The organism is Aeromonas sp. s11, assembly GCF_040907945.1.
GTDB lineage: Bacteria > Pseudomonadota > Gammaproteobacteria > Enterobacterales > Aeromonadaceae > Aeromonas > Aeromonas veronii.
Genome location: NZ_JBFOCU010000062.1, coordinates 451,462 through 464,990, shown reverse-complemented (window position 1 = coordinate 464,990; position 13,529 = coordinate 451,462). Strand labels below are relative to the sequence as shown.

Annotated in this window: 14 protein-coding genes; 13 read left to right on the top strand and 1 reads right to left on the bottom strand. The window is 60.6% G+C overall.

Features of this window, described 5'->3' with window-relative positions; all coding sequences use genetic code 11:
• The first annotated feature begins 297 nt into the window (after positions 1 to 297).
• From AB5Y84_RS20720 to AB5Y84_RS20685, 8 genes are all read left to right on the top strand, one after another.
• Entirely contained in the window at positions 298 to 1,695 is a 1,398-nt protein-coding gene (locus AB5Y84_RS20720) for an alkaline phosphatase (protein ID WP_005334065.1), read from the top strand.
• Between the two features lie 11 nt (positions 1,696 to 1,706).
• Complete coding sequence (locus AB5Y84_RS20715; protein WP_204478924.1) at positions 1,707 to 3,098, top strand: alkaline phosphatase; 1,392 nt, start codon at positions 1,707 to 1,709, stop codon at positions 3,096 to 3,098.
• 72 nt (positions 3,099 to 3,170) lie between these two features.
• Entirely contained in the window at positions 3,171 to 3,857 is a 687-nt protein-coding gene (locus AB5Y84_RS20710; protein ID WP_252412394.1) for a hypothetical protein, read from the top strand.
• An 82-nt stretch (positions 3,858 to 3,939) separates the two neighbouring features.
• On the top strand, positions 3,940 to 4,677 hold the full coding sequence (locus tag AB5Y84_RS20705) for an ABC transporter substrate-binding protein (RefSeq protein ID WP_043823459.1): 738 nt from the start codon (positions 3,940 to 3,942) through the stop codon (positions 4,675 to 4,677).
• Between the two features lie 245 nt (positions 4,678 to 4,922).
• Complete coding sequence (gene rnk / locus AB5Y84_RS20700; protein ID WP_005334070.1) at positions 4,923 to 5,318, top strand: nucleoside diphosphate kinase regulator; 396 nt, start codon at positions 4,923 to 4,925, stop codon at positions 5,316 to 5,318.
• A gap of 192 nt (positions 5,319 to 5,510) precedes the next feature.
• Positions 5,511 to 6,101 carry a transcriptional regulator UhpA gene (gene uhpA, locus AB5Y84_RS20695; protein WP_005334071.1) on the top strand — a complete coding sequence of 197 codons (591 nt, stop codon included), beginning with the start codon at positions 5,511 to 5,513 and terminating at the stop codon, positions 6,099 to 6,101.
• Complete coding sequence (gene uhpB / locus AB5Y84_RS20690) at positions 6,098 to 7,618, top strand: signal transduction histidine-protein kinase/phosphatase UhpB (RefSeq protein ID WP_019445271.1); 1,521 nt, start codon at positions 6,098 to 6,100, stop codon at positions 7,616 to 7,618. The genes uhpA and uhpB overlap by 4 nt, the downstream gene beginning before the upstream one ends.
• A 21-nt stretch (positions 7,619 to 7,639) precedes the next feature.
• A complete protein-coding gene (locus tag AB5Y84_RS20685) occupies positions 7,640 to 8,974 on the top strand; it encodes an MFS transporter (protein WP_368177627.1) in 1,335 nt (444 codons plus the stop codon).
• Between the two features lie 92 nt (positions 8,975 to 9,066).
• Here the strand turns inward: AB5Y84_RS20685 and AB5Y84_RS20680 are convergent, their stop codons facing one another.
• Positions 9,067 to 10,200, bottom strand: a complete 1,134-nt coding sequence (locus tag AB5Y84_RS20680; protein WP_368177626.1) for a GGDEF domain-containing protein — start codon at positions 10,198 to 10,200, stop codon at positions 9,067 to 9,069.
• Between the two features lie 520 nt (positions 10,201 to 10,720).
• On the opposite strand from AB5Y84_RS20680, the gene AB5Y84_RS20675 reads away from it, so the two are divergent.
• From AB5Y84_RS20675 to AB5Y84_RS20655, 5 genes are all read left to right on the top strand, one after another.
• On the top strand, positions 10,721 to 11,521 hold the full coding sequence (locus AB5Y84_RS20675; RefSeq protein WP_005344600.1) for a transporter substrate-binding domain-containing protein: 801 nt from the start codon (positions 10,721 to 10,723) through the stop codon (positions 11,519 to 11,521).
• A gap of 97 nt (positions 11,522 to 11,618) precedes the next feature.
• The gene (locus AB5Y84_RS20670; RefSeq protein WP_368177625.1) at positions 11,619 to 12,578 is read left to right on the top strand and encodes an amino acid ABC transporter permease; all 960 of its coding nucleotides are present in this window, start codon (positions 11,619 to 11,621) and stop codon (positions 12,576 to 12,578) included.
• A complete protein-coding gene (locus AB5Y84_RS20665) occupies positions 12,562 to 12,684 on the top strand; it encodes a hypothetical protein (RefSeq protein ID WP_005350727.1) in 123 nt (40 codons plus the stop codon). The genes AB5Y84_RS20670 and AB5Y84_RS20665 overlap by 17 nt, the downstream gene beginning before the upstream one ends.
• Positions 12,668 to 12,790 carry a hypothetical protein gene (locus AB5Y84_RS20660; protein ID WP_368177624.1) on the top strand — a complete coding sequence of 41 codons (123 nt, stop codon included), beginning with the start codon at positions 12,668 to 12,670 and terminating at the stop codon, positions 12,788 to 12,790. Before AB5Y84_RS20665 ends, AB5Y84_RS20660 begins: the two co-directional genes overlap by 17 nt.
• Positions 12,774 to 13,517 (top strand): amino acid ABC transporter ATP-binding protein, encoded by a 744-nt coding sequence (locus AB5Y84_RS20655; protein ID WP_120414562.1) that lies wholly within the window; start codon positions 12,774 to 12,776, stop codon positions 13,515 to 13,517. Before AB5Y84_RS20660 ends, AB5Y84_RS20655 begins: the two co-directional genes overlap by 17 nt.
• Positions 13,518 to 13,529 lie beyond the last annotated feature (12 nt).

Genomic DNA, 13,529 nt, shown 5'->3' with positions numbered 1-13,529 from the left:
GGCGGGCGCATGGAACAACAGGCGCTCTGCCGCGGGCATCGAACGAAGGGGGCGCATTTTACCTGCTGCGGGCACATTTTGACAGGTCATTCTAGCCATCACTTCATCAAATCAGCAAACCGCCGAGGTGGAGCGACCTTGCCGGAAACGACCGGGCCAACTCGCCCAATTGACAGATAACACATTGATATGGTGTAACATTTTTATCACTTTTTCACACAACCGTCACCGATAGTCAGTAAAAGTGTCATCTGCCCCCTCTAGGCTGCGCTCAGGTTTTACAAGGAGCGAACCCCAATGAGAAAAATGGCAGGACTTGCAGTGATGATCGGCGCCGCCCTGGCTGCCGGCTGCAAATCAGACAATGACACGGTGGCGACCAAGCCCGCAGCCCAACCCACCAACGTCATCTTCTTCCTCGGTGACGGCATGGGCCTCAACACCCTGACGGCCGCCCGCATCTACGGTGTCGGCGAAGAGGGTGATCTCACCATCGATACCCTGCCAGAGACGGCCTTTATCAAGACCTTCTCCCACGATGCCCAGGTCACTGACTCGGCCCCCTCCATGGCGGCCTACATGACCGGGGTCAAGAGCAACAACGGCGTCATCAGCATGGACGGCGACGCCACCTATGAGAGCGACTGCAGCAAGAGCGCCGGCAAGCCGGTGACCACCCTGCTGGAGCTGGCCAAAGCCGATGGCCGCGGTACCGGTGTGGTAACCAGCACCCGGGTAACCCACGCCACCCCGGCGGCTACCTATGCCCATATCTGCAACCGGGACCTGGAAGCGGATATCGCCGTCCAGCTGGTACCGGGCGGCAAAGGCTACAACAGCGCCCTCAAGGAGGGGCTGGATGTGGTGCTCGGTGGCGGCAGCAGTTTCTTCCTGCCCAAAGCCGACAAGGGCAAGCGGGAGGATGGCCGTAACCTCATCAGCGAAATGCAGGCCAAGGGCTACCAGTTTGCCAGCAATCTGGATGAGCTGAACAAGGCCGATGCGGGCAAACCGCTGCTGGGTCTGTTTGGTTCCAGCCACATGAAATATGACCTGGACCGTCCCGCCAGCGAGCCGTCACTGGCCCAGATGACCCTGGCCGCCATCAAGCAGCTCAAGGGCAAAGAGAAGGGTTACTTCCTGATGGTGGAAGGGGGTCGCATCGACCACGCCCTGCACGACACCAACGCCAAGCGGGCGCTGCAGGACACCATCGCCTTCGACAACGCCATCAAGGCCGCCATCGACGAGGTAAAAAAGAGCGACCCCGAGCTGAAAAACACCCTGATCGTGGTCACCGCCGACCACGACCACACGCTCGTGCTCAACGGCTATGCCAAGCGCACCGGCAAGACCACCGCCGACAACCCCGGCGTACTCGGGCTGGTGAAGAACTACGAGACTGGCGAGCCAAGCAAGGATAGCGAGGGCATGCCCTACACCATCATAGGTTTTGGCAACGGCTACAACCGGGTAGATGGCCCGCGCAGCAGCGTCGCCCCGCTCGACGATGCCACCGTCTCCGCCAATGACTACCACCAGGAAGTGGTGGTCAAGGTGGGCGAGATCGGCAACGAGACCCACGGCGGCACAGATGTCTTCCTCGGCGCCATCGGCAAGGGGGCTGACAGCTTCCATGGCTCACTCGATAACACCGCCGTGTTCGGCAAGATCAAGGCTGCGGCCAAGCTGTAAGGAGCACTTTCATGAGCAAACAGATGAACACATCCATCAAGCACACGCTGGTCTGCGCCGCCCTGTTCAGTGCGCTGGGCGCAACCTCCCAGGCACAGGCCGGTGATGCCAAAAACGTCATTCTCTTTATCGGTGATGGCATGGGGCCTACCGTGCTCACCGCCACCCGCCTGTTCAAGGTGGGAGAAGAGGGCAATCTGGAGATGATGAAACTGCCGCGCAGTGCCCGCATCAAGACCTTCTCCAACGATGCCCAGACCACCGACTCGGCCCCCTCCATGGCGGCCTACACCACCGGGGTCAAGATGAACAACGAGGTGATCGCCATGAGCAGCGACACCAAAGCCGTCGCCCCCGGCAAAGACGTCAATGGCAACAAAACCGTCAACAATTGCAGCAGCGATAACGGCAAGCCGGTGCCCACCATCCTGGAGCTGGCCAAGGCAGCAGGCAAATCGGTCGGGGCCGTCACCACCACCGAGCTGACCCACGCTACCCCGGCGGCTACCTACGCCCACATCTGCCATCGGGATGCCGCCTATGACATCGCCGCACAAGCTGTTCCGGGAGGAACTGGTTTCAACCAGGCGCTGGGGGATGGGGTCGATGTACTGATGGGCGGTGGTGCCAACCACTGGACCCCCTACAGCGCCAGCAACAAGGGCGGTCGCAATGACAACCGCGACCTGACCGCCGAGATGAAGGCACAGGGATACAGCTATGTCACCACCCAAAGTGAACTGGCCAAGGTCACCAGTGGCAAGGTGCTCGGTTTGTTCAGCAGCAAATCCCACCTCGACTACGAACTGGATCGGGTCGCCAAAGGGGCTGCCAATACCCAGCCGTCCCTCTCCGAGATGACCGCCAAGGCGATCGACCTGCTGAGCAAGAACAGTCAGGGTTATTTCCTGATGGTAGAAGGCGGCCGGATCGATCATGCCCTGCACGGCACCAACGCCAAGCGCTCGCTCACCGACGCGGTGGCACTGGATGAGGCGGTCAAGACGGCGCTGGGTAAAGTGGATCTCAACAATACCCTGATCGTGGTCACCGCCGACCATGACCACACCATGACCATTAACGGCTACTCCGCCAAGGGCAATCCGGTGCTGGATCTGGTGAAAAATGGCGATGGCTCGACCCAGAACGACGTGGATGGCAAGCCCTTCACCACCCTGGTGTTCGGTAACGGCCCCAACCGCCCCGATGTGCGTTCCGTCCTCACCAGCGATCAGGTGATGGCTAATGACTATCTGCAGGAGACCGGCGTCAAGCTGACATCGGAAACCCACGGCGGCGGCGATGTCATGCTGTTTGCCGATGGCGCCGGCAGCAACCGCTTCAAAGGCACGCTGGATAACACCAAGGTGTTTGGCAAACTGCGGGAGGCGCTCGGCCTGTAAGCAGCAGGGGCCCGGGTGCATCTGAGCAATCGACTCAGCGGCCCGGGCCCCAGCTCTTTCGAGCGACAGATGATGATGCGACTTTTGCTTTCGTTATGGCTGCTTGGCAGCACCCTCGCCTTCCCTCTGCATGCTGACGACACGCCCCCGGATCTCGCCGCCCGGATCAGCTATCACGACCGGAATACCGGCAGCGATGGCATCGCCAGAGAGAGTGTCTGGCAAGAGAAGTGGCTGCGGGTGGGCAATCAGGTGTGGAGCCAGCGGCTCATTCCCCTCCCCCTTGCCCGTGCCTATCACGCCACTCACGACGCCGCGCCCGGCCACAAGCACTTTACCCACCAGATGGCGGCCCGCTGGGTCAGCCGCAGTGATGAGGGTGAACTTCAGCTGCGCTATGCCGACAGCTGGCACAACCAGCTGGTTGAAGTGCCGGTGGAAGAGTATGGCCAGGTGGCCTTCAAGCCCGACTGGCTGCGGATCCGCCATCTCGTCAACCCGGTGCTAATCGAGGGGATGACTCCACTGGATGAGGCCGCCCCCGAGCAGGCCCGCTGGTATGAAAAGCGCGAAGGGCAGCAACGAACCCGCATTCTCTGGTCGAGTCAGTGGCAGATCCCGCTGGTGGTGGAATCCGCCAGCCTCGATGGCTATCGCAGCTACCGGATGGAGGTGACCCTGCGCAAGCTGCCTGCTCAGCTCCCCTGGCAGCAACTCGCTGATTACGAAGTGCGCGATCTGCGGGATTTCTTCGACTGAGATCCCAAACCCTCAGCGAGCCCAACGACAACGCAGGCAGGAATGTTACACTCTGCTCATTCGACTCTGACTCACGACCTTGATGCGCGCTCTCTGCCTGCCCTTTTTTGCCCTGCTGTTATTGCTGGTGAACACCGGTGCCCAGGCTATTGTGCTGGTGGCAGCCGAGCTACCCCCCTATGTCATTCGCTCCTCTCACGGCAAACCAAGCGGTGTCGCCATCGAGATCATGGAAGAGGCCGCGCGACGCCTCAAAGAACCGCTCACCATCGAGCTGATGCCACTGGCCAGAGCCCTGACTCAGGCTATCCACCGCAAGGATGTGCTGCTGATCCCGCCGGTACGCAGCACTCAACGGGAACACCTCTACTACTGGGTAACACCGATACTCGATGACGATTTTGTCATCGTCAGCGATCGCCGCTTTCATCCTTCTCCCCTCAAAGTGACAGATCTCCCACCGCTGCAGATCGGCACCTTGCGCTACTCCTTCGGTCAGCATCTGCTCAGACAACGACTTAAGCTTGAAAGTGATACCGTGGCCACCGAGAAGCTCAATGCACAGAAATTGCATCGGGGCCGTATCGATGCCTGGGTGGCCGCCTGGAACGCCATCCTCTACAACCAGCGCCTTGGTGATTTGCCAACCGACCGGCTGGTACGTGGGGAGACTCTGATGCGTACCCAATTTTATGTCGCCGCCAGCAAGGAGTTCCCCTTCACCGAGGGACGTCGCTGGCAAGCCGTAATCGACGAGATGCGCCATGATGGCACACTGGCGCGGATCATCCGTCAGTACAACTATCAGGCTCCTGAGTAGTCACTCAATCGCGGTTGCCAAGGCCGGCCAGAATGGTTATGGTAGCCCCATGAAAATACTCGCTATTTCCTCGCATTTGCTCACACCCTGCTGAGCCCCCGCCTCGCTCCTTCGGCCGCGAGTCGCTTGGGGGCATGGCATTTTCAATCGATTGAACCTGTTGAATCCATTTTTGTAACACTTTGCGTGATGGCCAACCTGCTCCAGCCGGTATGGGCCTATCCGCTATTGATAAGGAATATCTTATGAAACAACCTCATCTGGTTATCTCCAGCCTTGATCTGGACCGTATCGAACAACTGCTCGGCAACCACCCGCAGCATCTGGCCCTGCAAGAGGAGCTGGACCGCGCCGAGATCCGCGAACCGGCCGACATGCCGCCGGACGTGGTCACCATGAACAGCAAGGTGCGCTTCAAGATGCAGAGCAGCGGCAACGAGTTCTGCCTCACCCTGGTCTACCCGCGCGATGCCAAGGGCGACGAGAGCAACATCTCGGTACTGGCGCCGGTGGGTAGCGCCCTGCTCGGCCTGAAAGTGGGCGACAGCATCGCCTGGCCGGGCCCGGCCGGTCGCACCATCGAGGTCGAAATTCTGGAAGTGGTTTATCAGCCGGAGCGCGCCGGCGAGCTGCACCGCTGAGTCCCCCGGGCTGGTCATCCCCTGTTGATCAGCCCGCTTGCTCGCCCTTGCCAGCTGATCCCGATCAAGCTTTGCGCACCTTGCCCCCCGGTTTTTAGCCCCTTTTCCTGCTGCTGCTTGAGCCTGACTCGGGGGGCAGGTATCTTGTTGGCCGCGTCATGGTCATGACGCACCGAATTTCAGGCTGACATCATGATAAAAATTGCCCTCATCGACGATCACCAGATCGTCCGATCCGGTTTTGCCCAACTGCTCAATCTGGAGCCAGACCTGCAGGTGGTCGCCGAATTCGGCTCCGCCAGCGACGCCCTTGCCGGCCTGCCCGGCAGCGGGGCGCGGGTCTGCGTCTGCGACATCTCGATGCCCGACCAATCGGGGCTGGATCTGCTCAAGCAGCTCCCCTCCGGCCTTGCGGTGGTGATGCTCTCGGTGCATGACAGCCCGGCCCTCATCGAGCAGGCGCTGCAGACCGGCGCCAAGGGATTTCTCTCCAAGCGCTGCAGTCCGGACGAGCTGATCGCCGCCGTACGCACCGCCGCCCAGGGGGGGTGTTATCTGACGCCGGACATCGCCCAGAAGCTGGCCAGCAGCAGCCGGGATCCCCTCACCAATCGGGAGCGGGAGATTGCCCAGTTGCTGGCACAGGGGCTGGAGGTGAAAGCCATCGCCGAGCAGCTTGGCCTCTCCCCCAAGACGGTCCACGTCCATCGCGCCAACCTGATGGACAAGCTCAAGGTCAGCAACAACGTCGAGCTGGCCCACCGCATGCTGGATAGCTGGTGATCTCCCGTTTTGCCAGCTATGTCGCCATCGCCCTGGCGGCCTGTTTCATCTTTGCCGCCGGCTGGTTTTGCCTCTGGAGCATCAGCCTGCATCTGGCGGGCGGCCCTGCGCTGGCGGTGCTGCTGTTCCCCTTCGGCCTGCGCCTCGGGTTGCTGCTGCAAAGTCCCGGCCACTACTGGCCGCCGCTGTTGCTGTGCGAAGGACTGCTGCTCTACTGGCTCAATCTGGAGGTGGGGCTGCCCCACTGGCCTTGGCTGGTCGCGGGCAGTCTGCTGACCCTGCTACCGCTGCTGATTGCCCGTCGCCAACAGGTGCGCAACGACTGGCAGCAACTGTTGCTGCTGCTCGCCACCGTCACGGCGGCGGCGCTGCTGCAAGCCCTGCTCTGGCATCTGGCGGGGGAAGATGGCCTCTCGGCCCTGCTGCTCAGCCTGACCGGCGGGCTGACGCTGACCTCCACCTGCATGCTGATCTGGCACTACCTCACCCGCGCCACCTGGGTGCCGCTGGGGCCTGCGCTGGTGGATCAACCGGTGGAGTGGCGCTTTCGCCATCTGGTCTGGTATCTGTTGCTGTTCGTATTGAGCCTCTGGCTGCAACTGGGATTGCCCAACTCGCTGGTACGCTTCACCCCGTTTTGTCTCGCCATCCCCATCATCGCCATGGCGTGGCGCTACGGCTGGCAAGGGGCGCTGCTCGCCACCCTGATGAACACCATCGCCCTGCTGGCCAGTCAGGCCTGGCATGATCACCCGCTGGATCTGCTGCTCTCCCTGCTGGCCCAGAGCCTCACCGGCCTGCTGCTGGGTGCCGGGATCCAGCGCCAGCGCGAACTCAATCAGGCGCTGACCCGCCAGCTCGCCCACAATCGCCAGCTCACCGAGCGGCTGCTGGAGACCGAGGAGAGCATCCGCAAGGAGGTGGCGCGCGAGCTGCACGACGACATCGGCCAGACCATCACCGCCATTCGTACCCAGGCCGGGATCGTGCGCCGCCTCGCTCCCGACAATGCCGGTGTGGGCCAGAGCAGCGCCCTGATCGACACACTGTCGCTCGGGATCTATGACGCGGTGCGCGGCCTGCTCGGGCGGCTGCGCCCGCGCCAGCTCGACGACATGACGCTGGAACAGGCGGTACGGGCGCTACTCAGAGAACTGGAGTTGGAGCGTCACGGCATCGTCACCCGGCTGGAGTGGCAGCTGGCGGATGGGGATCTCTCGGATGCCCAGCGGGTCACCCTGTTTCGGGTCTGTCAGGAGGGGCTCAACAACGTGGTCAAACATGCCAACGCCCACTCGGTCACCATTCGCGCCCGTGCCAGCGGCGAGCAGTTGCAACTGGTGCTGGAAGATGATGGCCGCGGTCTGCCGGAAAGCCGCCCGCAGCAGGGCTATGGCCTGCTCGGCATTCGCGAACGGGTACAGGCGCTCGGGGGCAGTCTGCAACTCTCCTGCATCCACGGCACCCAGCTGACGGTCAACCTGCCCAGTCGCAGACGGGAGGAGAGTCATGGCTAATCACCACCAGAGGGCCTGCCTGTGCTGAGTTTTATGAGAAGCGCGCCGCCCCGGCCCCTTATCCGGGATCAGGCCGAGATCGATGCCACCTATCGCCACTGGCGGCTGCACCTGCTGCTGACCATGTATCTGGGCTACGCGGTCTTCTACTTCACCCGCAAGAGCTTCAACTTCGCCATGCCGGACATGCTGGCAAGCGGCATGCTGGACAAGTCCGATATCGGCATGCTTTGGACTCTGTTCTATATCACCTACGGCTGCTCCAAGTTCTTCTCCGGCATCATCAGTGACCGCGCCAACCCGCGCTACTTTATGGGTGTCGGACTGATGGCCACCGGCGTTATCAATATCCTGTTCGGCCTCTCGTCGGCACTCTGGATGTTTGCCGCCCTCTGGGTCGCCAACGCCTTCTTCCAGGGCTGGGGCTGGCCCCCCTGCTCCAAGCTGCTCACCAGCTGGTATTCGCGCACCGAGCGCGGCGTCTGGTGGTCGGCCTGGAACACTGCCCACAACGTCGGCGGGGCGCTCATTCCCCTTATCGTCAGCACCATTGCTCTGCAACATGGCTGGCGCTACGGCATGATAGTGCCCGGCCTTATCGCCATCATCGCGGGGTTGTTCCTCTGCTGGCGACTGCGCGATACCCCGAGTGCCATGGGGTTGCCGTCGGTGGGCGAGTGGCGCAAGGATGCCATGGAGCTGGCCCAGCAGACTCAGGATGCGGGGCTCTCCCACCGCCAGATCCTACGCAAATATGTGCTGGGCAACCCCTATATCTGGCTGCTCGCCTGCTGCTACGTGCTGGTCTATGTGGTGCGTACCGCCATCAATGACTGGGGCAACCTCTACATGACCGAGCAGCGCGGCTTCAATCTGATGAGCGCCAACTCGGCCATCTCCATGTTCGAGGTGGGAGGCTTTATCGGTGCGCTGGTGGCGGGCTGGGGATCGGACAAGCTGTTCAACGGCAACCGTGGCCCGATGAACCTCATCTTTGCGGTGGGGATCCTGCTGGCGGTGGGGTCGCTCTGGCTGATGCCCTTTTTCAGCTATGTGATGCAGGCGGCCTGCTTCTTTACCATCGGTTTCTTCGTGTTTGGCCCCCAGATGCTGATCGGCATGGCGGCGGCGGAGTGCTCCCACAAAAACTCGGCTGGAGCGGCCACAGGCTTTGTCGGCCTGTTTGCCTATATGGGGGCGGCGCTGTCAGGCTATCCGCTGGCCAAGGTGATGGAGATCTGGCACTGGAACGGCTTCTTCGTGGTGATCTCGGTGGCAGCGGGCGTTTCGGCCCTGCTGCTGCTCCCCTTCCTCAAGGCGCAGGCACCGAGAGCCGCTCAAACGAATGCAGAGTAGCAGGTGGCAGCTGACAAGCTATATCCGGCAAACAGAAACAGACAGGGCGCGGATCAACGCGCCCTGCTGTTATTCCTAAACCTATTCCTGCATCAGGCCGCCTGACAGACCCGGTTCTTCCCTTCCCGCTTGGCCCGATAGAGAGCGTCATCCGCACGGCTGAACAGGCTGTCAAAGTGCCACTCCCCCTGCCAGTGAGCAATACCCATGCTGACGGTGATATGGATTCCCTCTACCTCGCTGGCCGCAAGCTGAACCCGCAGTGACTGACAACGGGCGATCGCCTCCTCTGCGGTGGCATGACGAAACAGCAGCACAAACTCCTCGCCTCCAAAGCGACTGGCCAATACTCCTTCCAGCTCGCGCAGTGCCAACCCGACCCGCTCCAACACCCGATCCCCTACCTCATGACCATGCCGATCGTTGATCTGCTTGAAGTCATCCAGATCGAGCACCACCAGCGCCCCCTGCTGTGCAGGGCGTCCACGGGCCAGACGTTCCATAAAACCACGGCGATTGAGTAACCCGGTCAGCGGGTCATGACTGGCCTGATAGCGCAGCTCCAGCGCCCGGTGCTGGTTGCAGAGCAGCAGCACCCCGAAGGTGAGCATGGAGCTACCCACCAGCATGGAGACATAGGGCAACACGTTGAACAGCTGACGCTGGAACGGGCTTTCGATCACCTCGCCCCACACGGTAAACATCCGCATCAGGGTCATGGCGATCAGCACCAGATTGAGGCCAATCAGCACCCATACCGCCACCTGATAATCGGGTCGACCGTGCCGCCAGAGCTGCCAGATGATGAGCGTACTGAGCACGATGAAGGTGGCGCTGCTTATCATCACCCTTACCGCAATCCGGCCATCGATGGCGACCGACCAGGTCATGATGGAGGCAAACAGCAGGATGAATCCCCAGCAGACAGGCCAGCCCGGCGATTGCCGGAAGAAACAGCGTTGGGCGACCAGCAATAACGACACATGAAAAATCAGGAAGACATTACCCACCCAGGAGCCATAGGGGGTGGGTGTCAACAGCAGACTGGCAAATCCCGCCTGACCCAGCATGGCAAACAGACTGGACCACCACCAGACCCCGACGCCGGGAATATCGTTGTGGGTAACACGAATGATGGTAAGAGTGAGGAAACCGAGACAATAGCCACACAAGGCCATGATCATCAAGGTAAAAATATCCAGCTTAAGCAGTAGTGAGGCGTCCATACCAAAGCCATGCAGAGAGGGTAACTGAGTATATGAGAAGCGTTTGCCAAGACCCAGTACGACTTGATGGTTTTCACAATAAAGCCCGTTCGTTTGCTGACAAACAGAGCAATGCGTGTGATATCCCACCAATGCGTATTCGTATCAACCCCATAAAAAGCCTCTTACGGAGCCCATCAACTCAATAAGAGCCGCAAGCGGCGCCCTGACTTTGTAACAAAATGTCTTGGGGATAATTTGGGCTTGAACCCACTCAATTAGATAGATATGTTGTTTTCGTGTGATTTTATGAATGAAGCCATGAGCAATAAATGTCTCTAACCTGTTGAGTCTTCTGACACAATCTGTTTTTGGTACATTTTTCACTCAACCACTATTCATAGCATCTCATATGGGGCTTTTGTCCCGCTCAAGACATTCATCCTGTCTTGCCTGTTGCCGGATGCAGCAGTCTCTTGTGCCACGGAGTCGCACGGGATCAGGTTCAAGGCCGAACACACCACCGACAGAGACGTCACTTATGATCAAAAAACTGATTCTTTCTACCCTGCTGTTTTGCGGGATCGCCACGGCGGCCCCGACCCCTGCCCCCACCTCCACCCTGGATGCCGTGCTCGAACGCGGCGTACTGCGAGTCGGCTTCGATGCAGGCTATCAACCCTTCGAGATGACTAACAAGCAGGGCCAATACATCGGCTTTGACGTGGATCTCGCCAAGATGGTCGCCAAAGAGATGGGCGTGAAGGTCGAGTTCGTCAACACCGCGTGGGACGGCATCATTCCGGCGCTGCTGACCAACAAGTTCGACGTCATCATGGGCGGCATGACCGTCACCCCCCAGCGCAACCTGCGGGTCAACTTTGCCGATCCTTACATCGTGGTCGGCCAGACCATAGTCCTGCGCAAAGAGAAGGCGGGCGAAATCAAATCATTCACCGACCTCAACGACCCGAAATACAAGATCGCGGTCAAGCTCGGCACCACCGGCGAGCAGGCGGTCAAGCGCCTCATCCCGAAAGCCACCCTGCTGCAGTTTGAAACCCAGGATGACGCCAAGCTGGAAGTGATCAACGGCAAGGTCGATGCCTTCGTCTACGACCTGCCCTACAACGCCATCTTCGCCTCCCAGAACAAGGGCGCCGTGGTACACCTCGACAAGCCGTTCACCTTCGAGCCGCTGGCCTGGGCCATCCGCAAAGGAGATCAGGACACCCTCAACTGGTTCAACAACTACTTGCGCCAAATCAAGGGCGATGGCAGCTACGACCGCCTCTACAAGAAGTGGTTCGAATCCAACGCCTGGCTGAGTCAGCTCAAATAACCTCAAAAAGGGGGCGCCTTGCCGCCCCCTCTCGCAACACCCCACACAATAACGAGAAGAGGTTGTGACTGTGCACACACCCAAACCGACAAGACAGATGGAAAAGCAGCCCAATCAGCTGCTCTGGCATGGGGTTTTCCTGCTGATGCTGCTGGTTGCCGTATTCGGCATCTACAAGGCTGTCCAGTCTGTGGATTACACCTGGCGCTGGGAACGCATTCCCCAGTACATCGCTTATCAGGCGGAGCAGAAGAATCTGGCCGAATTTGACGGCACCGTGATTGCAGGTACCAGCGAGGCCGAGAAGGGCAAGCTGTTCCTGCAAGACGATCTCGACCCCAATGTGCGGCAAGCCATTGCCAGCACCGGCGTACAAGTCGCCGAAGGGGATACCATTTTTCGTGGCGATACCCTCGACACCCAACTGAGCTGGACCGCAGGCCCCATCGCCTGGGGCGTCTGGGTCACCGTCAAGCTCTCGCTGGTAGCAGGCATCTTCGCCATCCTGCTCGGCACCCTGGCCGGGCTGGCGCGCCTCTCCCCCAATCCCGCCCTGCGCAATCTGGCGGTCACCTACGTTGAGCTCATCCGCGGCACGCCGCTGCTGGTGCAGATCTTCATCGTCTACTTCTTTATCGGCACCGTGCTGAACCTCGATCGCTTCACCGCCGGGGTCGCCGCGCTGGCGGTCTTTACCGGCGCCTATGTGGCGGAGATCGTCCGCGCCGGTATCAGCTCCATCCACAAGGGGCAGATGGAGGCGGGCCGCAGCCTGGGTATGACCTCCGCCCAGACCATGCGCTACGTCATCCTGCCGCAGGCGTTCAAGCGGGTGCTGCCACCGCTGGCGGGCCAATTCATCAACCTCATCAAGGACTCCTCGCTGGTCTCGGTCATCTCCATCACCGACCTGACCAAGGCGGGACGCGAGGTGGTCAGCTCTACCTTCAGCCCGTTCGAGGTGTGGTTCACCGTGGCCCTGCTCTATCTGGTGCTGACCGGCACCCTCTCCTTCCTGGTACGCCGTCTCGAGGTGAAATATGCACGCAGCAACTGACCCCATCATCAAGGTGCAACAGGCGTCGAGAAGTGCAGCCATCACCGACACCCTCTTCGCCTTCCCGGTTCGTTTTCTGGAGGTGAAATATGCACGCAGCAACTGATCCCATCATCAAGGTGCCACAGGCGTCGAGAAGTGCAGCCATCACCGGCACCCCCTTCGCCTTCCCGGTTCGTTTTCTGGAGGCGAAATATGCGCGCAGCAACTGATCCCATCATCAAGGCGACCGGCGTAGAGAAGTTCTACGGTAGCGAAGTGCACGCCCTGAAAAATGTCAGCACCCAGGTGGCCGAAGGGGAAGTGGTGGTGATTGTCGGCCCCAGCGGCTCGGGCAAATCGACCTTCCTGCGCACCCTCAACCAGCTGGAGACCATCAACGACGGCAATATCGTGGTCGATGGCATCAGCCTGACCGAGCCGGGCGATGTCAACAAGCTGCGGGAAGAGGTGGGCATGGTGTTCCAGTCCTTCAACCTCTTCCCCCACCTGACGGTGCTGGATAATATCTGCCTCGCTCCGCAGAAGGTGCGTGGCCTGTCGCGCCGTGAGGCCGAAGACAGAGCCAAGGCGCTGCTGCTGAAAGTGGGGCTGTCGGTGAAAGCGGCCAGCTATCCCTCCCAACTCTCCGGCGGTCAGCAACAGCGGGTGGCCATCGCCCGGGCTCTCGCCATGCAGCCACGCATCATGCTGTTTGACGAGCCCACCAGTGCGCTGGACCCCGAAATGGTGGGGGAAGTGCTGGATGTGATGAAGGGGCTGGCCCGCGAAGGGATGACCATGGTGGTGGTGACCCACGAGATGGGCTTTGCCCGCGAGGTAGCGGATCGGGTGCTCTTTATGGAGAGTGGCGAACTGCTGGTGGATGAAAAACCGGCCGATTTCTTCGACAATCCTCCCTCCCCACGCCTGCGCCAGTTCCTGAGTCAGGTGCTGTAGCCAACATGCTCT